This window comes from Amycolatopsis sp. 3B14 (assembly GCF_050958625.1).
Lineage (GTDB): Bacteria > Actinomycetota > Actinomycetes > Mycobacteriales > Pseudonocardiaceae > Amycolatopsis_E > Amycolatopsis_E thermoflava.
The window spans coordinates 1-21052 of sequence record NZ_JBHZEN010000047.1 but is presented as its reverse complement, the minus strand read 5'-3'; the positions used below and the strand labels follow the sequence as shown (position 1 = coordinate 21052).

Here is a 21052-nt window from a genome sequence, read left to right as displayed (position 1 = left end):
GGAAAAGGATTGTGGTGAGGTGGCAGGCATGTCAATGCCCCGAAAGCGTGGCCCCGGCAGGCCCCGGAAGCTGCCGGTCGCCGAACAGCGCGCGCTCGTGCTCGCCGCGGCGGGGCACGTGTTCGCCACGAGCGGCCTGCAGGGCGCCACGATCGAACAGATCGCCCGCGAGGCCGGTCTGACCCGGCAGGCGGTCTACGAGCTCTACGGCGACAAGAACGCGTTGTTCGCCGCCGTGGTCGAACAGGCGGAGGAACAGGCCTACGCGGCGATCGCCGCCGCCGGCGCGAGCGACGCCGATCTGGATCTGAAGAGCTGGGCGCGCAAGAACTACGCGAACCTGTTCGACTTCGTCGCCGGGCACCCGGACGCGCTGCCGCTGTTCCAGGAAGCCGAGCGCACCGGCAATTTCGCGTTGTCCCGGCTGCGGAAGCGGCTGGCCCTGGTCTACACCGAGGCGAGCGGGCAGCGGTGGGCGGAGTTCGGCGTCGAACCGGGCCGCGCGGACACCGCGCTGGTCACGATGTACTTCGCGATGGTCGAATCGCTGGTGCGGCTCAACTGGAACGGCGACGCGCCGGACCGCGACGCGTTGATCGACCTGCTGACCGAGTTCACGATCGGCGGCGTGCTGCGGCTGTACAGCCAGGCGCCGGAGGTCATCGCGCGCGTCCGGTAGGTGTCCAGGATGCGGGAACCGGGGCCGGGGCGGGAGTTCTTTCCGTAGCGTCGAAGGCATGGCGCCGTCTCAGCTCGCGATCGTGGGGGCGGGGCCGCGTGGCGTCGGCGTGCTGGAGCGGCTGTCGGCGAACGCGGCCGAGTTGCTCGGGCCCGCGGGGCTGGTGGTGCACCTGATCGACCCGTTTCCGCCTGGCGCGGGCCGGATCTGGCGGTACGAGCAGTCGCCGTTGCTGCGGATGAACTCGATGGCCGAGGACGTCACGATGTTCACCGACGACACGGTGACGATGGACGGGCCGGTCCGGACGGGGCCGTCGCTGTGGCAGTGGGCGCAGGAGGTGCGCGCGGGGCGGATCCGCTACGACGTGCCCGAGGACCTGCGGGACGAGCTCGCGGCGTTGCGCGGCACGTCCTTTCCGACGCGGCGGCTGGCGAGCGCCTACCTGGACTGGGTGTACCGGCACGTACTGGCCGGGCTGGCGCCGGGCATCGAGGTGGTGGAGCACCGCACGCGCGCGACGCGGATCGACGACACCCGCGTGTGGCTGGACGGTGTGGACGAGCCGCTGGACGTGGACGTCGTCGTGCTGGCGGTCGGGCACCTGGACGCCGAACCGGGTTCGGGTGAGCGGGAACTGGCGGAGTTCGCGGACGCGCACGGGCTGGCGTACTACCCGGCGGGGTACACGGCGGACGTCGACTACCAGCACGTCGCGCCGGGCGAGCCGGTGCTGGTGCGCGGGTTCGGGCTGGCGTTCGTCGACCTGATGCTGTTGCTCACCGAGGGCCGCGGCGGGCGGTTCGAGGAGCGGTCGGGCGGGCTGGTCTACCGCCCGAGCGGGGCGGAACCGGTGCTGCACATCGGTTCCCGGCGCGGGGTGCCGTATCACGCGAAGCCCGGTTACCGGTTGCAGGGATCGGCGCTGCGCCTGCCGCGGTTCTTCGGTCCGGAGCGGGTTGCGGAGCTGCTGGCGCGGGACCGGCACCTCGACTTCCGCGCCGACGTGTGGCCGCACGTCGCGAAGGAGCTGGCGTGGGGGTACTACAGCGAGCTGTTCACCGGTCATCCATCGCGGGTGCTGATGTCGTTCGAGGATTTTTCCCGCTGCTTCGCGGATTTCGCGTGGGACAGCGCGGAGATGCGGGCGCTGGTGCGGCGGGCGGTGCCTGCCGAGGAGGACCGGCTCGACCTGGAGCGGCTGGACCGGCCGTTGGCGGGCCTGCGGTTCGAGACGGCGGAGGAGTTCGGGAAGCACCTGAGGTCCTATGTGGAGGCGGACCTGGCGCGGCGGGCGGACCCGGCGTATTCGGCGGATCTGGGTGCGTTCATGGCTTTGTTGTCGGCGTACCAGCAGATGCCGGCGCTGACCGCGTCCGGCGCGCTGAACGTGTCCGATGTGGATGGCTGGTGGCACGGGTTCTTCTCGTACTACGCGAGCGGCCCCCCGCCGCGGCGGTTGCACGAGTTGCTGGCGTTGCACCAGGCCGGGGTGGTGTCGTTCCTGGGGGCGGACGTCTCGATTTCCCTGTCGCCGGAGGGGTTCGTGGCGTCGTCGGGCAGCTTCCCGGGTTCGGTGACGGCCCGGACGCTGATCGAGGCGCGACTGCCGGCGCCCAGTGTTTCGCGGGCGTCGGACGGGTTGCTGGCGCAGTTGCGGGGCGCGGGCGAGCTGGCGGAGGAGCACGTGCGGGACCTGCCGTCGGGCCGCATCTCGACGCGGGTGTCGGACGGGCGGCTGCTGGACGCGGCGGGCCGCCCGCAGCCCCGGCGGTTCGCGCTGGGGCCGCACACGAGCGCCCGCTCGGCGGCGGCGTTCACCCGCCCGCGCACGAACGGCCCGTCGTTCCGGCAGAACGACGCGGCGGCACGGGAGATCCTGCGGCTGGTGGGGTGATTCGTGAGCCGCGGCCGGGCGCGGGCCGGAGTGGCTGGCGCGGTCGGTTGAGTTCTGGAGCCGGCGCTGGCGCTCGCGGGCCCCGGAGTGCGGCAGGCTGCCGCCCGGGTACCAGCGGGCGGCGGCCTGCCACCGGCCCCGGGCGTGAACGTCCCGGTTGCAGTTCCGGGGCCGGCTCGACCAGCATTCACCCACGGGCGGACCGGCCCGTGCGCGGGACGCTGCCCACCGCGGCAGTGCGAGGCGCGGATCGCCCGCCCGCGGACGAACGGCCGCTTCCTTCAGGCAGAACGAAGCGGCCGCGCGGAAGATCATGCGACTGGTGGGTGATCTCGGCGGAGGCGCGGCAGGGTGCCGGGCGCGGGGGGCGCCAAGCGGGGCGGACCGGTGCGCCTGGCATCGCAAGGTTCAGTTTCCGGGGCCTGCGCTGGCGGGCCCCGGGGCGCGGCGGGCCGCCGCCCGGGTACCAGCGGGCGGCGGCCTGCCACCGGCCCCGGGCGTGAACGTCCCGGTTGCAGTTCCGGGGCCGGCTCGACCAGCATTCACCACCGGCGGACCGGCCCGTGCGCGGGACGCTGCCCACCGCGGTACTGACGCACCGCACCACCCCCGGCGCGGTGGGCCGCGATCTTCGGCCACACGGCCTGGATCAACGGGAAACCGAATGCGAATCCCGTGGCTCAGCAGCGGTCCAGCATCTCCGTCAACGCCGCCTTCTCCGCGCTGTCGATCGTCAGCTGCCACTCGTACTTCACGTCGATCCACATCTTCGCGTAGGTGCACCAGTAGCCGGTGAGCGGAGGCTTCCACTCGTCGGGCGACTTGTCGCCCTTGGCCTGGTTGACGTTGTCGGTGACGGCGATCAGCTGCGGGTTGGTCAGGTCGTTGGCGAACGCCTCGCGCTTGGCGGTGGTCCAGGCCGACGCGCCGGTCCGCCACGCTGCGGCGAGCGGCACGACGTGGTCGATGTCGACGTCGGAAGCGGCGGTCCAGGTGGCGCCGTCGTACGGGCTCTTCCACGTGCCCGACGTGGCGGCGCAGCTGGAGTCGGTGACGACGTTCGTGCCGTCCCGCTTCAGCACGACCTCGCGGGTGTTGCAGCTGCCGCCCTGGTCGTCCCAGTGCGGGAACTTGTCGCGCGAGTAACCGGTGGACGTGCCGTCCGCCTGGACGGTCAGCGCCGCCAGCTCGGAGCGGGCGGTGGTCTCGGACGGGATGTTCGGCGGCTCCGCCACCGCGGTGCCGGTCGCGAGGCCGGTGGTGAACAGGGCCGAGAGGCCCAGGACGATCAGCGAGTTTCGGGCGATGCGCATAGGTGCCGCCTTCGGGTGATCGGTGAGGACCCTCCGAAGGTCGAACATGAAGATGGCGAAAGCAATACCTGTGGGTGATTTACCGACGACAGTAGGTTAACTATCAGTGATCGCCAGCAGGTCCTCGGTGTGCCGATACCAGGTCCAGCGGGTCACCGGCCGCGGGTGGGGCACCCCGTTCTGCACCACTTCCGCCGGGTGGCAGCCCAGCTGGCAAGCCCGCCCGGACGCCTCGGTGACCCGCCGGAACAGCCCCCGGGTCACCCGCACGTCGACGCCCTCCGCGCCGGGCCGGACCACGAACGACCGCGCCGAGCCACGGAACGCGACCGTGTCGTCACAGTATGCCTCGCCGGTGACCGGACCTACCGCCGCTTCACCCACCAGGACTCCGCCACTGTCGTCCCGCACGAGCACCCGCGGCCGCGGCTCACCCTTCCGGGCTAGTGCGAGCGCCTCCGACGGGTCCGACGGCAGCCCCCACAGCCGCGCCGCCGGCGAGCCCGGATCGGTCGGCACGTATCCCACCGGCGTGTCCCCCAACCGGTTCTTCCGCATGATCCGCACCACGACCGCGGCGAGGTCCGCATCCGTGCCGACGACGATCAACGGCTCCCCGGAAGTGCCCTCTAGCAGGGGATCCACGTCGTTCCGGCCGGGGCGCGCGGGCACTTCCCGCACTCCCGGCTCGTTGCGAAGGAGTGACGAACCAGACCCGCAAGCCAGCACCGTTCCCCGCGCCACCGGGTCCTCCGTTACGCTCATGCACCGGCATTTGCCTGCGCTGAATTTCCTGTTGCCGAATACCTGGAGTGTCACATGCCGGCCATCGTGCTCATCGGTGCCCAGTGGGGCGATGAAGGCAAGGGCAAGGCCACCGACCTGCTCGGCGACCGCGTCCAGTGGGTCGTCCGCTACCAGGGCGGCAACAACGCCGGTCACACGGTCGTGCTCCCCAACGGGGAGAACTTCGCCCTGCACCTCATCCCGTCCGGGATCCTCACGCCGGGCGTGACGAACGTGATCGGCAACGGCGTGGTCGTCGACCCCGGCGTGCTGCTCGACGAGCTGGACGGCCTGGAGAAGCGCGGCGTGGACACCAGCCGCCTGCTGCTCTCCGCCGACGCGCACCTGATCATGCCGTACCACGTGGCGATCGATAAGGTCACCGAGCGTTACCTCGGCAGCCGCAAGATCGGCACCACCGGCCGCGGCATCGGCCCGTGCTACCAGGACAAGATCGCCCGCGTCGGCGTCCGCGTGCAGGACCTGCTCGACGAGAAGATCTTCCGCCAGAAGGTCGAGGCGGCCCTGGAGTTCAAGAACCAGGTGCTGGTCAAGGTCTACAACCGCAAGGCGCTCGACGCCGACCAGGTGGCCGACGAGGTGCTGGCCGCGGGCGAGAAGTTCGCGCACCGCATCGCCGACACGCGGCTGCAGCTGAACAAGGCCCTGGAGAAGGGCGAGACGGTGCTGCTGGAGGGGTCGCAGGGCACGCTGCTCGACGTCGACCACGGCACCTACCCGTTCGTCACGTCGTCGAACCCGACCGCGGGTGGCGCGAGCGCCGGGTCGGGCATCGGGCCGGGCCGCATCGGCACCGTGCTCGGCATCCTCAAGGCCTACACCACGCGCGTCGGGTCGGGCCCGTTCCCGACCGAGCTGAACGACGCGATGGGCGAGCACCTGCGCAAGGCGGGCGGCGAGTTCGGCGTCACCACCGGGCGGTCGCGCCGCACCGGCTGGTTCGACGCGGTGATCGCCCGGTACGCCACGCGGGTCAACGGGATCACCGACTACTTCCTCACCAAGCTCGACGTGTTGTCCGGCCTGGAGCGGGTGCCGATCTGCGTCGGGTACGAGGTGGACGGCTTCCGCACCGAGGACATGCCGATGACGCAGACCGACGTGCACCACGCCGTGCCGATCTACGAGGAGCTGCCCGGCTGGTGGGAGGACATCTCGCACTGCCGGACGTTCGAGGAGCTGCCGGCGAACGCGCGGGCGTACGTGGAGCGGATCGAGGAGCTGTCGCAGGCCCGGGTCTCGGCCATCGGCGTCGGCCCGGGCCGCGAGCAGACCATCGTCCGCCACGAATTCCTCTAGGCCAGGGCGGTCTTCGTCGGGGTCGGGTTGCGGAACAGGTCGAGCACCGGGCAGTGCTCGTCGACCTGGCGTTTGAGGTCCTCGTAGGCCTCGCGGGTCGCCGGGCCGTCCAGGTCGACCGTCACCCGCACGTCGGTGAAGCCGGGGCGGGTCTCGTTGAAGCCGAAGAAGCCGTGCAGGTCGAGATCGCCCTCGACGGTGACCTTCACCGAGGTCAGCGGCACGCCCAGCTTGGCGGCCCAGAACTGGTACGTGATCACCTGGCACGAGCCGAGCGCGGCCAGCGCGTACTCGACCGGGTTGGCGGCGGTGTCCGTGCCGCCCAGCGGCGCCGGTTCGTCGACGCGGAAGGCGTGGTCCCGCACCTTCACGTCGACCTGGGTTCCGGTGACCAGCTGGTGGTCGACGGTGAACGAGACGGCGGCGTTGGCGGGATCGGCCGAGACGGCCTGGCGGGTTCCCTCGATGACATCGGTGAGCGACATGGTCATCACGGTGACGGGAGTGCCCCGCCCGCCGCGAGGGCTCCCACGACCTGGGACGCGGGAATCGGCGCCACCCGGCCGCCGTTGCCGGTGATCATGAGCATCGGAGTGGCGCTGGCCACCGCGACGGCGACCAACTACGTCGACGCGATCGTGGCGCAGGCGAAGCAGGTGGCGGCCGACGGGCTGAGGTCGGTGTGGTTCGGGCAGCGGTTCGACTACGACGCGGCCGCGCTGGCGACCGTCGTCGGGCGCGAGGTGCCGGAGTTGTCCGTCGGCACGTCGGCGATCCCGATCTTCGGACGGCACCCGCTGCTGATCTCCAGCCAGGCCCAGACCGCGCAGGCCGCCACGCACGGGCGGTTTCAGCTCGGGCTGGCGCTGGGCGCGAAAGGCCTGCTGGAAAGCACTTTCGGCCTCACCTACGAGCGTCCGGTGGCCCGGTTGCGCGAGTTCCTGACCGTGCTGCGCGAGCTGTTCACCACCGGCACCGCCGACTTCCGCGGCGAGGTCCTCACCGCTGTGCCGCCGCTGCCGACCGCGGTTCCCGGCGCGGACCCGGTGCCGCTGCTGGTCGCCGCGATGGGGCCGCAGGCGTTGCGGGCCACCGGGGAACTCGCCGACGGCACCCTGCCCTACCTGGCCGGGCCGAAGGTGCTGGCCGGCGAGATCGTCCCGGCCATCACCGCCGCCGCGAGCGGGCAGCCACGCGTCATCGCCTTCGTGGCGGGCGTGGTCACCTCCGACGTCGAGCGGGTGCGCGCCAACGCCGTCGAGCAGCTCGCGTTCTACGAGCGGATCCCGTCCTACCAGCGGGTCATCGGCCTGGAGGGCGCGTCGCGAGCCGGTGAGCTGGCGGTCATCGGCGACGAGGAGACCGTCGCCGCCGAGATCCGGCGCTACTTCGACGCCGGGGCCACCGAGGTGGTGTTCACCCAGACCGACCTGGGCAGCGCCGAGGACCAGCGGCGCACCTGGCGGTTGCTGGGAGAACTGTCCGGGAAGTGACGCGACCTGCCGATCAGGTTCACCGATCTGTGGTGAGGAGGGCGCGCAGGTCGCCGACCAGGCGATCGGCGCCCGCCTTGCCGAGCGGGGCGAGGAACTCGCGTTCGGCCTCGCCCCGCGCGCGCTCTGCCTTGTCGAGGGTCTCCCGGCCGAGGCCGGTCAGCTCGACGATGTTCTTCCGCCGGTCCTCCTGACTGCGGCGCCGCTCGACGAAACCCTTGTCCTCCAGCACGTCCACCAGCGCGACCATCGTGGTGCGGTCGACGCCGAGCCGCTCGGCGGCGGCGAGCTGCGACAGCGGGTACTCGGCCGCCAGCACGGCCAGCACCGCCAGCTCACGGCCGTCGAGCCCGAACGGTTCGAGCGCGCGCGCCACCGCCGCGGTCAACTCCAACTGGGTGTGCTTGAGGAGATAGCCGAGCCGCCCGGTCAGCACCTCGGGAGGTTCACCCGCCATGCCCGCAGCCTATCTAAAAGCTGATCGTCAGCTCGCCTGATCATCTGCTAGCTTGACGATGTGCGCTTCGGATTGAAAACCACCCCCATGCACGTCTCCTACGACGAGATCCTGCGGGTCTGGCAGGAAGCCGACGGCCTGCCGCAGATCGAGGACGCCTGGCTCTGGGACCACCTCCTGCCACTCGCCGGGCCCGCGGACGGTCCGGTCCACGAAGGCTGGACGCTGCTCACCGCACTGGCCGCGCAGACCGAGCGGCTGCGGCTGGGACTGCTGGTGTCCAGCAACCGGCTCCGCCACCCGGCGATGCTCGGCAAGATCACCAGCACGCTGGACGTCGTTTCCCGCGGCCGGCTGGTCGTCGGGCTCGGCGCGGGTGGCACGCATCAGCCGGCCGGGGCGGGTGGTATTCCTGGCGAAAACCCGGCCATCGCGGAGTACGCCGCCTACGGCCTCACCCTCGTGCCGCCCGCCGAGGGCCTCGGCCGGCTCGCGGAGAGCATCGAGATCCTCAAGCTGATGTGGACGCGGGACCGCTTCGACTTCGACGGGCGGTACTACACGCTGACCGGCACGCGGAACGAACCGAAGCCGGTGCAGCGCCCGGGACCGCCGCTGCTGATCGGCGGCTGGGGCACCCGGATGCTGCGGCTGGTGGCCGAGCACGCGGACGCGTGGAACCTCCCGGGGCCGCCGCACAACAGCGTCGAGTTCGTCGCCGAGCGGAACCGGGTCCTCGACCGGCAGTGCGCGGAGATCGGCCGCGATCCACGCGAGATCGAGCGGTCCGTGCAGCTGATCGTGTCCTACGACGACCCGGCGAGCTCACGCGAGCTCGTGCGACGGCTCGCCGACGCCGGGATGGACCACATCGTGCTGAGCCTGCGGCCGCCGTACCCGCCGGGCGCCGCGCGGTGGCTGGTCGACGAGATCACGACAGCCGTGCCGTGAGGGTGTCCGACAGGGCGAGCTCTTCGAGGTCGAGTTCGCGCAGGACCTTGCGCAGCACCTCGTCGTCGAGCTTGCCGTCGGCCCGCTGCTCCAGCATCGTCTCGCGCTGGACGAGCAGCAGTTCGCGGCGCGCCTGCACGAAGGCGGCGTGCGGACTGGACTCGCGTTCCTCGGCGCTGAGCGAGATCGCCGCGACGGCGCCCCGGTAGCGGGTCTCGACCAGCGCCCGCAACCGGTTGACCAGCCGGTCGGCCTTCTCCGGCGGGATGTCGAGCCGGTGGCACAGTTCGGGGGCCAGCTCGTCGAGCCGGGCCACGGCCGCGTGCATCGCCGCTTCGCGGGCCGCCATCTCCTCCTCCGCGTCCTGCTCGGCGTCGTCCTTGTCGTGCACGCCGAGCTTGCGGATCACCGCGGGCAGGGTGAGCCCCTGGATCAGCACGGTCCCGATCGCGACGACGAACGCGAACAGCTGGATCTCGTCCCGGCCGGGGAACGGCTGGCCGGCGTGGGTCGACAGCGGCACACCGGCCGCCGCGGCGAGCGTCACCACGCCACGCATGCCGGCCCAGGACAGCACGAGCAGGTTCCGCGTCGGCGGCCGTTCTCGTTCCCGGCCGAACAGCCGGAGGGTGTGCGGCAGGTAGGCGTTGAGGAACACGTACGGGATCCGGATGGCGATGGTGACCGCGAGGATGGCGATCGCCGAGAGGAAGAGCTGCCAGTTGCCGCGCGCGTTCTCGTTGGCGCTCTCCAGCACGAACGGCAGTTGCAGGCCCATCAACGCGAACACGAGCGCTTCGAGCAGCACGTCCAGCGACGCCCAGATCGACGAGTCCTGCACCCGCGTCGCCGAGCCCGCGTACAGCGACCGGTCGCCGAGGTACAACCCGGCGGCGACCACCGCGAGCACACCCGAGCCGCTGAAGTCCTCGGAGAACGGGTGCAGGTGCTCGGCGACGACGTACACGGCGAACGGCACGATGATGCCGAAGACCGACTCCATCAGCGGATCGTCGAGCTTGCGCCGGATGTAGGAGACGAGCACCGCCGCCGCGAGCCCGACGCCGATCCCGAGCACGGCGGCGACGAGGAACACCAGGAACCCGTGGCCCAGCGACCCCGCCGCACCGAGCACCGCCGCGAGACCGATCTTGTACAGCGTCAGCGCGGCGGCGTCGTTGACCAGGCTCTCCCCGGTGAGCACGGTCATCAGCCGTCGCGGGAGCCGCTGACGGCGGCCGATCGCGGCGGCCGTGACAGCGTCCGGCGGCGCGACGACCGCGCCCAGCACAAACGCCGAGGCGAGCGGCAGGTCCGGCAGCAGCAGGTGCACGACGAACCCGACGACGAGCGCCGTGACGACGACGAGGACCACCCCGAGCCCGATGATCGGCCGGGCGGCGGCCTTGAACTGGGCGAACGAGCTCTCCCGCGCGGTGGAGTAGAGCAGCGGCGGCAGGACCAGGGTGAGGATGAGCTCCGGCTCCATCTGCACCCGCGGCACGCCCGGGATGAACGACACCGCCAGCGCCGCCACAACGACCAGCAGGGGCGCCGACAGGTTGAACCGCCGGGCGATCGCGGTGAGACCGAGCGCGCCGGCGAGCACGCCCATCAAGGTCAGGAGCTCCATGGGTAGATGCTTACCCAGCGAGCCGCGCTCCACCCGGTGAGTGACGAGCGCGCGGCGGCGCGCGGGACCCGCGCGAGTGGGGAACTCGCGCCCGTGAGCGGGGAACTCGCGTGCGCGAGCGGGGAACTCGCCAACCCAGGCACGGAACCCGCCAACCCGAGCGCAGAGCCCGCCGGGCCGGGTGCGGAACTCGCCGAGCCGAGCACGGAACCCGCCGGGCCGGGTGCCGGACTCGCGGCGGCTACACGAAAAAGGGCCCGGGCAGCAGTTCAGCGCAGCCCGGGCCCTTCCGAAAGAAACGTCAGTGCATCATCACCGCGGGCGGGGCGCCCTCGGCGGCGTCCTCCTCCGGCGGCAGCGCCGGCTTCTTCGGCAGGAACAGCGCCGGGATCAGGCACAGCGCCACCAGCACCAGCGTCCAGGTGAATGTCGACGCGAAGGCGTCCGCGCTGGCCACCGCGGCGGCGTCGTGCGTCGCCGGGTTCATCAGCGCGGCCGTGGCGGCGAGCTGGCCCTCGCTCGTCGCCACGCCGAACTTCCCGGCGAGCAGGCTGGCCAGGATGATCGACACAATGGCCGACCCCACGGCACCGGCGGTCTGCTGCACGATGTTCATCGCCGTCGAGGCGCGCGCCACCGTGCGCTGCGTCAGCGTCTGCAGCGCCGCGGTGCTGATCGGCATCATGCTCATGCCCATGCCGAGACCCATCACGAACAGCGCGCCCATCAGCAGCAGGTAGGACGTGTCGGCGCCGACCTGCGTGAATACCGCGACGCTCGCGATGATCAGCACGATCCCGGGGAGCACGACCTTGCCCGCGCCGATCTTGTCGACCAGCTTGCCCGCGATCGGCATGGTGATCATCGCGCCGATGCCCTGCGGCGCCAGCAGCAGACCGGCCTGCAGCGCGCTTTCGCCGCGCACCAGGACGAAGTAGGTCGGCAGGATCAGCATCGACCCGAGGAAGGCGATCATGAACAGGGTCATGGTCACCATCGCGATGCTGAACGTGCGGTTGCGGAACAGGGTCAGGTCGACCAGCGGGTTGGCGACCTTCAGCGCCCGCACGATGAAGGCCACGATCAGCACGATCCCGATGATCCCCGGCAGCCAGACGTTGGTCGCGCCGACGCCGCCGTGGTGCGGGATGTTCGACACGCCGTAGATCAGCGCCGCGAGACCCGGCGACAGCATCACCATGCCGGCGAAGTCGAACTTCTCGGCCGGTCGCGGCTCGTCCTTCGGCAGCAGCCGCCACGCCAGCAGGATCGCGACGATGCCGATCGGCACGTTGATGTAGAAGATCCAGCGCCAGCTCACCGAGTCGACCAGCCAGCCGCCCAGGATCGGGCCGCCGATGGGGCCGAGCAGCATCGGCACGCCGAGCACGGCCATCACGCGGCCGACGCGGTGCGGGCCCGCGGTCTTGGTCAGGATCGTCATGCCCGCCGGCATCAGCATGCCGCCGCCGAGGCCCTGCAGGACCCGGAACACGATCAGCGATTCGATGTCCCACGCCGCCCCGGCCAGCGCGGAGCCGACCAGGAAGAACGTGATCGCCAGCATGTAGAGGCGCTTGGTGCCGAACCGGTCGCACGCCCAGCCGGTGACCGGGATGACCGTGGCCAGCGCCAGCATGTACCCGGTCGCGATCCACTGGATCGTGTCGAACGAGGTCTCGAACTCCAGCGTCAGCGCCTGGAGCGCGACGTTGACGACGGTGGTGTCGAGGATGGCCATCACGCTGCCGAGCACGACGACGGCGGCGACCTTCAGCACGGCGCTGTCGAGTTTGTCGGCGTCCGCGGGTCTTGGTTCCGAAGCAGTGGTCATGAAGTGGTCCGTCCAAGGTCTACGAGCGGGCAGGGCCGACCGCAGGAGGAAACCCCGAAGAAAAGCGCAAATCCCCCTCAGTCCACTCTGAGACTAGCCGGGCGACAGGCTATGACGCGAAGACTTTTCGAGTGGTCGGGATCACTTCAGCGGAAAGCGAAAACGCGGGCACGGCGCGTGGCCGTGCCCGCGTCGTCCACTCAGGACCGGACGGCGACCAGCGCGGTGTCCGGCTGGTCGGCGAACAGGCCGTCGATGCCGGTGGCGAGGAACGCGTCCAGCTCGGCGAAGACGTCGCCCCACGCCGACGGGTCGGCCGACGAGCGCAGGTTGGCAGGCAGGAAGCTGTTCTCGTTGCGGAAGGTGTAGGGCACGACCTTCAGTCCCGCGTCGTGCGCGTCCTTCACCAGCGAGGTCGGCGCGCCGAGCGCGCCCGCCGCGGTCCGCGGGATGATCTGCGCCTTCTCCGGGCCGAGGTAGTCGGCGTAGGTGGAGATCTCCTTGAGCCCGGCCGGGGTGACCAGGTCGGCGTAGGTGCGCTTGTCGCCGCTCGCGACGAAGTCGGCGGGCGCGCCGGTGGCCGAGGTGAGCTGCACCAGCGGCACCTTCACCTGCTTGCTCAGCGCCTTGAGGTTGGCCACCTCGAACGACTGGATGATCACCGGCGCGTTGTGCTTGTTCAGGCCGTTGCGGTTGAGGAGGTCGACCAGCTTCGGCTCGGTCGGGTTGCCGATCGAGGCGAAGTAGGTGGAGTGCTTGATCTCCGGGTAGGTGCCCAGCGTGCGGTGCAGTTCGCGGCCGAGGCGCTTGGTGAGGTCCAGCACCTCCTGGTACGTCGCGATCTGCCACCGGCCGTTGTAGATCTTGTTGTCCGGGCGGATGTCCGGGATGCGCTCGGTGGCGCGCAGGGTCTTCAGCTCGGCGAGCGTGAAGTCCTCGGTGAACCAGCCGGTCAGCGCGACACCGTCGATGACCTTGGTGGTCTTCCGGTTGGCGAACTCGGGGTGGGCGGCGACGTCGGTCGTGCCGCCGATCTCGTTCTCGTGCCGGGCGACGAGCTGGCCGTCCTTGGTGGGCACGAGGTCGACGTCGACCCAGTCGGCGCCCTGGCGGTAGGCCAGCTCGTAGGAGGCCAGCGTGTGCTCCGGCCGGTAGCCGGGCGCGCCCCGGTGTCCGACGACCACTGGTTCGGCACGCTCCTTGTCAGCCGGGGCGGCTTGGCTCGCGCTGGTGACGCCGGCGGCGCCGACCAGGAACAGGCCGGACAACGCCAGGGCGGCGAGTCTTCTCCGCACGGGAACCTCCTGTGGGGACGAAAGGGATCTCCGCGCCACTCTCACCGCCGAGTGCTACGGCAGCCACACGGGTGGACGTCGGGTGGCTGGCGGGCGGGTAAACGGCACGTGCCGATGCCCGGCGTCTAGGCTCAGGGTTTGTGCGCGTCCTCGTAATCGGGTCCGGTGCCCGCGAACATGCCCTGCTCCTCGCCGCGTCCCACGACCCGGCTGTCACCGCGCTGGCCTGCGCGCCCGGCAACGCCGGCACCGCGGCGCTGGCCGAGCAGCTCGGTGTCGACGTGGCCGACCCGGCCGCGGTCGCCGAGCTGGCGAAGCGCTGGCAGGCCGACCTCGTGGTGATCGGGCCCGAGGTGCCGCTGGTCGCCGGCGCGGCCGACGCCGTCCGCAAGGCCGGCATCCCGGTCTTCGGCCCGTCCGCCGCCGCGGCCCGTATCGAGGGCTCGAAGGCGTTCGCCAAGGACGTGATGGCCACCGCGAAGGTGCCGACCGCGCGCAGCGAGATCGTGGACAACCCGGCCAAGCTCGACGAGGCGCTGTCCCGCTTCGGCCCGACCTGGGTGGTCAAGGACGACGGGCTGGCCGCGGGCAAGGGCGTCGTCGTCACCCCGGACCGCGACGCGGCGCGCGCGCACGCGATGAAGCTGCTCGACGGCGGCCACCCGGTGCTGCTGGAGTCGTTCCTCGACGGGCCGGAGGTGTCGCTGTTCTGCCTGGTCGACGGCCGCACCGTGGTGCCGCTGCTGCCCGCGCAGGACTTCAAGCGCGTCGGCGACGGCGACACCGGCCCCAACACCGGCGGCATGGGCGCCTACGCGCCGCTGCCGTGGGCGCCCGCGGGCCTGGTCGACGACATCGTGCACGACATCGTCCAGCCGGTGGTCGACGAGATGGCCGCCCGCGGCGCCGAGTTCTCCGGCCTGCTTTACGCGGGCCTCGCGATCACCTCCGACGGCCCCCAGGTCATCGAGTTCAACTGCCGGTTCGGCGACCCGGAAACCCAGGTCGTGCTCGCGCTGCTGGCCACCCCGCTGGCCGGGCTGCTGCACGCGACCGCGACCGGCACCCTCGCCGAGCACCCGCCGCTGGAGTGGCACCCGGGCTCCGCGGTCACCGTCGTGATCGCCGCCGACGGCTACCCCGGCGTGCCGCGCGCGGGCGACGTGATCACCGGCGCCGAGTCCGAGGGCGTGCTGCACGCGGGCACGCGCCGCCGCGACGACGGCGCCGTGGTCTCCCACGGTGGCCGGGTGCTGTCCGTGGTCGGCGTCGGCGAGGACCTCGACGCGGCCCGCGCCCAGGCCTACGAGCGGGTCGCGAAGGTGCACCTGTCCGGTTCGCACCACCGCACCGACATCGGGCTGAAGGCCGCCCGCGGCGAGATCACCGTGCCGGGTGCTTCGGCGAATTCCGGCCCGAGCTGACACCCGGGTTGGTAGCCTTCCTACCGGAACTGGTCGGTTACCGTCCGTACCCGGGGAGTGAGTTGTGGCAGAGGACGACCTGCGCGGCGCCGGCCAGGGTCTCGCACCCACGCTCGGCGCCCTCGGCGCGACCGTGCCGTCGGTGCCCCACGACCTGCGGGTCGACCCGGACAAGGTGCTGCTGGTCGCGCAGGTCGTCAACGAGCAGGCCGACGCCCTCGACGACCGCATCCGGCAGAAGCTGATCGACCTCAACATCACCGCACCCGCCGAGGACGTCATCAGCACCACCGCCACCGACGCGTGGAACCGGCTGGTGGCCCGCGGCGAGGACTCCTACGCGGCGCGCGTGCAGGCCTACGTCCGCAACCTGCGTGACCTGGCCGCGCAGCTCCGGCAGGCCGCGCAGGCCTACCAGGCCGGCGAGGAGGAGAAGGTCATCGCGCTGGGGGACCGCGGTGCCGGCCCTGCCTAGGACGGTCGTCGCGGCCGCGCTCGTGGTGTCCGGCTGCACGTCGACCGTGTCCGGCGTCGCCGGGCCCGCCACCCGGCCGGGCCACGAGCCGCCCGAACTGCCCGCCCGGCAACGCGAACTGCCGCTGCGGGACGCCGACCCGTGCGCCCTGCTCACGTCCGCCCAGCTGGACCAGCTCGGCGAAAACGGCGCGCCCCGCACGCTGCCGGAAGACAGCCGGCGCGACGGCCCGACCTGCGCCTTCGACGTCGACGCCAGGCCGCCGACGTACACCTACTACCTCGAGGTCATCGGCAACGCCGACATCGAGGACTGGCGCACCGGCGCGCACCGGCGGACCAGCATGGTCCAGCAGCCGGTCGCGGTGCCCGGGTTCCCCGCGCTGGTGAACTACGCGCCCAGCGAGGGGATCCAGGACTGCGAGACGCTCGTCGGCGTCGCCACGGGCCAGACACTGCGCGCCCAGATGGCGCCCGACGACCGCTCGTTCACCCAGCAGCAGTTGTGCGACATGGCGACGAACGTCGCGAAGCTGGCCGTCCAGACGCTCGAAACGCTGAAGTGAGGTGTGGCGTGGCCACGTTCGACAGCAGCAAGTACGACATCCCGACGCTCGTGGCGAAGCTGCGCGACCAGCGGTTCGACGGCTACCAGCCGGAGCAGCTCGCGCAGGTGGTGGAGAAGTTCCGGGACGGCGCGGGCCCGTCGGGCATCACCGGGGCCGTCGAGGCGCTGAAGTCGATCTCCGGCGCGCTCGCCGACACCGAGGAGGCGCTGCGGACCCAGCTGAAGGCGCTCGGCGTGGAGTGGCAGAGCCGCGCGGCCGGGCAGGCGTCCTCGGTCGTCGCGCGGGAGGCCGGGTTCTCCGGTGAGGCGACGGCGAAGGTCGAGCAGGCCGCGCAGATGATGTACGAGCAGGCCGAGGCCTTCACCCGGACCAGGAACAAGCTGCCCGCGCCGGAGGACCTGCGCAAGGCAGGCGGCTACACCTTCGGCGACACGGTGTTCAGCCTGTTCGGGTTCGAGACCGATCACGCGGCCGACGTGCGCACCGCCGAGGAGGCCAAGGCTCAGGCGGTGGACGCGCTCAACGCCTACGCCCACGACAGCGGCAACTACCTGGGCTCGACGTCCACTGTGGACGCACCGGCGCCGGTCTCGCTGCTGTCCGCGCCGGGGACCGGTGTGGTGGCGGGGATCGGCGGGTCGTCGGCGCCGGTGCCATCGCTGCCGGACAACGCGCCGACCCAGGCCCAGGGCACGAAGGACGTGACGCCGGCGCGAGTGGACATCCCGACACCGCCGATGGGCGTGCCTGCCGCTCCGGCTGCGGGTGCCGCCCCGATCGCCGGTGTCGCCCCGACGGGCGCGGGCCGTGGGACGACCGGTGGACGCCCCGCTTCGACCGCGCCCACCGGATCAGTTGCCGGCGGCGCTGGTTCCCCCGGCGGAGCCGGCTTCGCCGGGGAGCGCCGGGCGTCGGGTTCGCCCGAATCGAAGACCGCCGGTGGCCAGTCCGGCGCCGCGACCGGCGGGCGGGCGCTTCCCAACACTGGTTCCGCCGTAGGCGCCCGGCCCGGCTCCACCGGGCAACCGGGCGCCGGGCAGGTCCACGGTGCAGGAGGTCGCTCCGCTGCTGTTCCCGGAGGGAACCCGGGAAGCGGGTTCAGCGCAGCAACACCTGCCGAAGAAGCGCTCGGCAGGGGTCGTTCCGCGGGCGCCATGCCGCCCTCCACCACCTCCCCCAACGCGGTCGGCCCCGGGTTCGCCGCCGTGCGGGCGCCCTCCGGGCTCAGCGGGCTCGCCGAAGCCGCCCCCGCGCTCGGCGCGGCCGGGGCGAGCGGCGCGCTGGCGGGCGAGGGCGAACGGCAGAGCCGAGTCGGACGAAACACCGCGGGCAACCGCATTCACCAGATCCCCTCCGACGACCTGCCCGAGGAGGAGGAAGCCCGCCTCGCCCGGCGCGGCGGCCACACCCCCGACTCGGCGACCACCCGGTCGATCCTGGAACCCGCCGCGCCCCAGGACGGCGAGGAGGACGCTGGGCACGTCCGCCGCTTCGGCGTCGACGACAACGACCTGTTCACCGACCGGCGGGACGTCTCACCGGACACGATCGGCGACCGATGAGCCTCGTCCTGACGACGCTCGAGTTCGACGTCCTGTGGGAGAGCCTGCGTCTGCCCCGCGCCCACCCGGCACTGCGGGTGCCGAGTGCGGGCCGCACCCACACCGAGCGGCGGCAGCTCGCGGGCCGCGCCTGGGAGATGCTCGCCGAACGGGGGCTCGCGCGCGGGCAGCGCGCCGTGGGCGAGATCGTCGACATGGCGACGCTGCTGGCGAACCCGCAGGTCGCGATCGATGTGTGGGTGTGGACGGACCGGGAGATCCGCGGCCTCGCGGTGACCAACGGCAGCCAGGCGCTGCTCGCGGTGGTGGACTCGGGCGAGGTGTGGCTGATCCCGGCGCGGCCGAACGCGCTGGCCGAGTCGGCGGTGTCGGTGGCCGGTGAGCAGCCGGCCGGCGTCGGGCACTCGGTGAGCCTGCCGCACAGCACGCTGCGGGCGGCCGACGCGGACGCGAAGGGCGACCCGAAGTCGCTGGTCACGGCCCTGGAGGACCGGGGTGTCGAGCTGTGGGAGGCGCAGGAGCTGGCCGGGATGCTGGTCGGGATGACCACGCGCGGGCAGTTCGGCGCCGAGCGGGAGGGGCGGCGCGCGGGCCGGGTGGTCGCGTTCTACGACACCGACGCGGGCCGGTACCTGCTGCAGGTGGGCGGGCAGGACTGGGCGACGGTCGCGCCGGCCGACAACCAGCTGCTGGTCAGCCGGGTCGCGGAGCTGCTCGACGAGGTGTGAACCACCGGATGGTGGAACTTGACCGAAACCGCGTACAGGCTGCGACGACCGTCCTACAGTGAGCGACGTGCCTGAGAGTGATCCGGATTCGCTCGAGTACGTGGCCGGGCAGGTCGAGGCCATCCACGAGCAGTTCAAGAAAGCCAAGGACAAGGTCACGGGCGTGACCGGGGAGAACCCGTTCGGGGCCATCAAGCGCCCGGACGAGCTGGAGCCGGGCGAGCACCCGTCGGACGGCATGGTCGACGCGCTGGGGTCGTTGCGCGACGGCGTGCACAAGCAGTTCGACGCGGCTGCCGAGCTGATGACGTCGACCGGCAGCGCCCTGCGCGACGCGGCGCGGGCGCTGCGCGAGACCGACGACGCGGCACGCGACAGCGTGACCGTCAAGGACGGAAGCCTGCGGGTCTGACATGGTCGCCGCACCCGGGATGCCGCCCGAATGGAACGACGTGGTGGCCCGCGCGCAGCAGGTCGAGAAGCTGAACCCGGCGGGGATCCAGGCCGTCGCGGACCAGTTCACGCAGGCGTCGAAGGACTCGGCGGACCACTCGGTGGCGCTGCGGAACGCGACGGCGGCGCTGGGCGGCGGCACGTGGACCGGTCCCGCGGCCGACGCGTTCTTCGCCTACGTCAAGCAGATCGGCGACGCGGGCAAGAAGGTCAACGACCACCTCGACGAGGTCGCGCGGGAGCTGTCCGGCCTGCAGACGTCGCTGGCCGACGTCAAGGGCCGGATCGACACGATCCGGCAGCAGGCGCAGGCGGACATCGAGAAGGCCAACAGCGACGCGGTGACCAACGCGAACGCGGCCGAGGCGATGGAACGCGAGGTGCGCGAGGGCAAACCGGGCGCCACGATGCCCTCGCCGACGTCGGCCGAAATCATGGCCGCGAACGCGCAGAAGACGAGCGGCATCGCGGCCGGCGCCCGGGACCAGATCCAGGGGCTGCTGGGCAGCGCGAACGAGCAGATCAACCGGGTGATGGGCCTGGTGCGCAAGGAGGTCCAGGGCGGGTACGCGTCGGCGCCCCCGCTGGGCGGCAAGCCGAAGACGATGCAGAGCACCGGCGGACTGCGTTCCGGCGGCGGTGGCGGTGGGGGCTCGCGTGGCGGAGGTGGTCTGGGCCCGAGCGGCGGACCGCCCAGCAGCCAGCCCCCGGGAAACGTGCGGCAGTGGATCGAAGAGGCGATCCGCATCCTGCAGGCCGCCGGCGTGCCGGTCACGGAAGCCGACATCGACAAGATCTGGACGATCATCGAAAAGGAGTCGGGCGGCAATCCAAACGCAATCAACCTTTGGGACTGCGTGCCGCTGGACACGATGATCCTGACCCGCCGCGGATGGCTGAAGCACGACGACGTCCGGATCGGCGACGAGACGATCGGATACGACCGGGAGACTGGCCGCAGCCGGTGGACGCGCATCACGCGGGTGGTGCACCACGCGGACGCCCCGCTGGTCCGGCTGCACAACTCACGCTGGTCCGCCCGCACGACGCCCAACCACCGTTGGCTGAGCTTCCCCCGCGTGCACGTGACGCGGCCGGACCTGCCGGTGCGCTGCCCGGAATGCGGCTGGGAGCCGCGCGGCCGGGTGCAACCGGCGAACGGGGTCGCGGTGCACCGCCGGAAGGTTCACGACATCGCGACAGGCGCCCAGCGGAACGTGCACACCACCGAAGGCAGGTTCGTCACGAGCCGCGAACTCACCAGCCGCGACCGGCTGCTGCTCGCCGCACCGGCCGACACGCCGTCCGGTCTGGACGTCACCGAACGCGAGGCCGCCATCCTGGGTTGGATCGCCGGCGACGGGCACGTGGAGACCCGCCGGCACCGGCCCAGCATGTCGATCGCACAGTCGAAGCCGCCGATGGTGGCCAAGCTGCGTGAGCTTCTGGCCGGGGTGCCCCACGCCGTGTACATCGACGACCGAGGTGGTTGCGGGCCGCGCCACCAGTTCCGGCTCGACCCCGGCTACGCTCGCGAGCTGCTCGCGCGGGCGGGCCACCCGAAGTCGGACGCAGTCCGGCAGGTGCTGGCCATGTCGGCGGAGCAGCGCACCGCGTGGCTCGACGCGCTCGTCGACGCCGAAGGCACGGTGACGGCCGGCCGCGTGGTGGTCTACCAGGCACCCGGCACGGTGCTGGAAGCCGCGACGCTCGCCGCCTACCTGTCGGGCAAGCGCCCCCGCGTCCTGCACTCCCGGCGCGCGACGAAACCGGAGACTTGGCAGGCCGAAGCGTCGCTGCACCTCAACACCCCGATCATCACCGGCGCGTTCCTGAAGACCGGGGACGCGGGCCGCGGTGACGTGTGGTGCGTGACGACGGACCTCGGCACGTGGACGGCACGCGAGGGCGACCACGTCTTCCTCACGGGCAACTCGAACGCCGAGAAGGGACACCCGTCGAAGGGGTTGATGCAGTGCATCGACTCGACGTTCAACGCGCACAAACTGCCCGGCCACGACGACATCTACAACCCGGTCGACAACATCATCGCCGGGGTGCGGTACACGTTCAGCAGGTACGGCGGTTTTGAGGGGCATCCCGGCCTGAAGGCGATGGCCGCAGGCGGCGGCTACCAGGGCTACTAGCCCGCGAACAAACAGTGCTGGGTGGTCATCCCGTCGC

Annotated in this window: 18 protein-coding genes and 2 pseudogenes; 13 read left to right on the top strand and 7 right to left on the bottom strand. The window is 71.7% G+C overall.

All coding sequences use genetic code 11. From position 1 onward, the window contains the following. Window positions 1-28 precede the first annotated feature (28 nt). Both ACCP09_RS25400 and ACCP09_RS25395 read left to right on the top strand, forming a co-directional pair. Window positions 29-679, top strand: a complete 651-nt coding sequence (locus tag ACCP09_RS25400; protein ID WP_037322782.1) for a TetR/AcrR family transcriptional regulator — start codon at window positions 29-31, stop codon at window positions 677-679. A 58-nt stretch (window positions 680-737) separates the two neighbouring features. Continuing rightward, window positions 738-2576: an FAD/NAD(P)-binding protein gene (locus ACCP09_RS25395; RefSeq protein WP_378332837.1), complete on the top strand. Its 1839-nt coding sequence runs from the start codon at window positions 738-740 to the stop codon at window positions 2574-2576. Window positions 2577-3256: 680 nt separating this feature from the next. Here ACCP09_RS25395 and ACCP09_RS25390 read toward each other — a convergent pair. Further along, window positions 3257-3889 (bottom strand): HNH endonuclease family protein, encoded by a 633-nt coding sequence (locus ACCP09_RS25390; protein ID WP_017985711.1) that lies wholly within the window; start codon window positions 3887-3889, stop codon window positions 3257-3259. Window positions 3890-3985: 96 nt separating this feature from the next. Continuing rightward, window positions 3986-4654, bottom strand: coding sequence for a hypothetical protein (locus ACCP09_RS25385; protein ID WP_433750859.1), 669 nt, complete (start codon window positions 4652-4654; stop codon window positions 3986-3988). A 54-nt stretch (window positions 4655-4708) separates the two neighbouring features. Here ACCP09_RS25385 and ACCP09_RS25380 point away from each other — a divergent pair, with 54 nt between their 5' ends. Then, entirely contained in the window at window positions 4709-5995 is a 1287-nt protein-coding gene (locus tag ACCP09_RS25380) for an adenylosuccinate synthase (RefSeq protein WP_020423309.1), read from the top strand. Here the strand turns inward: ACCP09_RS25380 and ACCP09_RS25375 are convergent. Beyond that, on the bottom strand, window positions 5992-6480 hold the full coding sequence (locus ACCP09_RS25375; protein WP_027933369.1) for an OsmC family protein: 489 nt from the start codon (window positions 6478-6480) through the stop codon (window positions 5992-5994). The genes ACCP09_RS25380 and ACCP09_RS25375 overlap by 4 nt on opposite strands. A gap of 96 nt (window positions 6481-6576) precedes the next feature. On the opposite strand from ACCP09_RS25375, the gene ACCP09_RS25370 reads away from it, so the two are divergent. Then, entirely contained in the window at window positions 6577-7488 is a 912-nt protein-coding gene (locus ACCP09_RS25370; protein WP_433750854.1) for an LLM class F420-dependent oxidoreductase, read from the top strand. A 19-nt stretch (window positions 7489-7507) separates the two neighbouring features. On the opposite strand, the gene ACCP09_RS25365 is transcribed toward ACCP09_RS25370, so the two are convergent. Beyond that, entirely contained in the window at window positions 7508-7945 is a 438-nt protein-coding gene (locus tag ACCP09_RS25365; protein WP_431902066.1) for a MarR family winged helix-turn-helix transcriptional regulator, read from the bottom strand. Window positions 7946-8032: 87 nt separating this feature from the next. On the opposite strand from ACCP09_RS25365, the gene ACCP09_RS25360 reads away from it, so the two are divergent. After that, window positions 8033-8896, top strand: a complete 864-nt coding sequence (locus ACCP09_RS25360; RefSeq protein WP_433750964.1) for an LLM class flavin-dependent oxidoreductase — start codon at window positions 8033-8035, stop codon at window positions 8894-8896. On the opposite strand, the gene ACCP09_RS25355 is transcribed toward ACCP09_RS25360, so the two are convergent. The 3 genes from ACCP09_RS25355 to ACCP09_RS25345 form a co-directional block, all read right to left on the bottom strand. Next, window positions 8877-10529, bottom strand: coding sequence for a Na+/H+ antiporter (locus ACCP09_RS25355; RefSeq protein WP_027933364.1), 1653 nt, complete (start codon window positions 10527-10529; stop codon window positions 8877-8879). The two genes, ACCP09_RS25360 and ACCP09_RS25355, sit on opposite strands and share 20 nt — an antisense overlap. A 301-nt stretch (window positions 10530-10830) precedes the next feature. Next, entirely contained in the window at window positions 10831-12363 is a 1533-nt protein-coding gene (locus ACCP09_RS25350; RefSeq protein ID WP_027933363.1) for a DHA2 family efflux MFS transporter permease subunit, read from the bottom strand. A gap of 200 nt (window positions 12364-12563) precedes the next feature. Continuing rightward, entirely contained in the window at window positions 12564-13631 is a 1068-nt protein-coding gene (locus tag ACCP09_RS25345) for a glycerophosphodiester phosphodiesterase (RefSeq protein ID WP_433750961.1), read from the bottom strand. A 167-nt stretch (window positions 13632-13798) separates the two neighbouring features. On the opposite strand from ACCP09_RS25345, the gene purD reads away from it, so the two are divergent. From purD to ACCP09_RS25305, 8 genes and pseudogenes are all read left to right on the top strand, one after another. Then, window positions 13799-15082 (top strand): phosphoribosylamine--glycine ligase, encoded by a 1284-nt coding sequence (purD, locus tag ACCP09_RS25340; RefSeq protein ID WP_433750849.1) that lies wholly within the window; start codon window positions 13799-13801, stop codon window positions 15080-15082. Between the two features lie 64 nt (window positions 15083-15146). Further along, a complete protein-coding gene (locus ACCP09_RS25335; protein WP_017985721.1) occupies window positions 15147-15557 on the top strand; it encodes a type VII secretion target in 411 nt (136 codons plus the stop codon). Continuing rightward, window positions 15541-16122: a DUF3558 domain-containing protein gene (locus ACCP09_RS25330; protein WP_433750846.1), complete on the top strand. Its 582-nt coding sequence runs from the start codon at window positions 15541-15543 to the stop codon at window positions 16120-16122. Before ACCP09_RS25335 ends, ACCP09_RS25330 begins: the two co-directional genes overlap by 17 nt. 8 nt (window positions 16123-16130) lie before the next feature. Continuing rightward, a complete protein-coding gene (locus ACCP09_RS25325) occupies window positions 16131-17687 on the top strand; it encodes a PPE domain-containing protein (RefSeq protein WP_433750843.1) in 1557 nt (518 codons plus the stop codon). Next, window positions 17684-18415 (top strand): ESX secretion-associated protein EspG, encoded by a 732-nt coding sequence (locus ACCP09_RS25320; RefSeq protein WP_027933358.1) that lies wholly within the window; start codon window positions 17684-17686, stop codon window positions 18413-18415. The genes ACCP09_RS25325 and ACCP09_RS25320 overlap by 4 nt, the downstream gene beginning before the upstream one ends. Window positions 18416-18482: 67 nt before the next feature. Continuing rightward, entirely contained in the window at window positions 18483-18827 is a 345-nt protein-coding gene (locus ACCP09_RS25315; RefSeq protein WP_063630515.1) for a hypothetical protein, read from the top strand. A 1-nt stretch (window position 18828) separates the two neighbouring features. Further along, window positions 18829-19128 (top strand): annotated as a pseudogene (locus ACCP09_RS25310) (WXG100 family type VII secretion target); the annotation flags it as partial. Window positions 19129-20799: 1671 nt separating this feature from the next. Next, window positions 20800-21015: pseudogene (locus ACCP09_RS25305) on the top strand (transglycosylase SLT domain-containing protein); the annotation flags it as partial. Between the last annotated feature and the right edge of the window lie 37 nt (window positions 21016-21052).

Bases quoted from the DNA above. Each gene is read 5' to 3' on its own strand.
- ACCP09_RS25400 (WP_037322782.1), top strand. From the start codon at position 29: ATGTCAATGCCCCGAAAGCGTGGCCCCGGCAGGCCCCGGAAGCTGCCG.
- ACCP09_RS25395 (WP_378332837.1), top strand. From the start codon at position 738: ATGGCGCCGTCTCAGCTCGCGATCGTGGGGGCGGGGCCGCGTGGCGTC.
- ACCP09_RS25390 (WP_017985711.1), bottom strand. From the start codon at position 3,889: ATGCGCATCGCCCGAAACTCGCTGATCGTCCTGGGCCTCTCGGCCCTG.
- ACCP09_RS25385 (WP_433750859.1), bottom strand. From the start codon at position 4,654: ATGAGCGTAACGGAGGACCCGGTGGCGCGGGGAACGGTGCTGGCTTGC.
- ACCP09_RS25380 (WP_020423309.1), top strand. From the start codon at position 4,709: ATGCCGGCCATCGTGCTCATCGGTGCCCAGTGGGGCGATGAAGGCAAG.
- ACCP09_RS25375 (WP_027933369.1), bottom strand. From the start codon at position 6,480: ATGTCGCTCACCGATGTCATCGAGGGAACCCGCCAGGCCGTCTCGGCC.
- ACCP09_RS25370 (WP_433750854.1), top strand. From the start codon at position 6,577: ATGAGCATCGGAGTGGCGCTGGCCACCGCGACGGCGACCAACTACGTC.
- ACCP09_RS25365 (WP_431902066.1), bottom strand. From the start codon at position 7,945: ATGGCGGGTGAACCTCCCGAGGTGCTGACCGGGCGGCTCGGCTATCTC.
- ACCP09_RS25360 (WP_433750964.1), top strand. From the start codon at position 8,033: ATGCACGTCTCCTACGACGAGATCCTGCGGGTCTGGCAGGAAGCCGAC.
- ACCP09_RS25355 (WP_027933364.1), bottom strand. From the start codon at position 10,529: ATGGAGCTCCTGACCTTGATGGGCGTGCTCGCCGGCGCGCTCGGTCTC.
- ACCP09_RS25350 (WP_027933363.1), bottom strand. From the start codon at position 12,363: ATGACCACTGCTTCGGAACCAAGACCCGCGGACGCCGACAAACTCGAC.
- ACCP09_RS25320 (WP_027933358.1), top strand. From the start codon at position 17,684: ATGAGCCTCGTCCTGACGACGCTCGAGTTCGACGTCCTGTGGGAGAGC.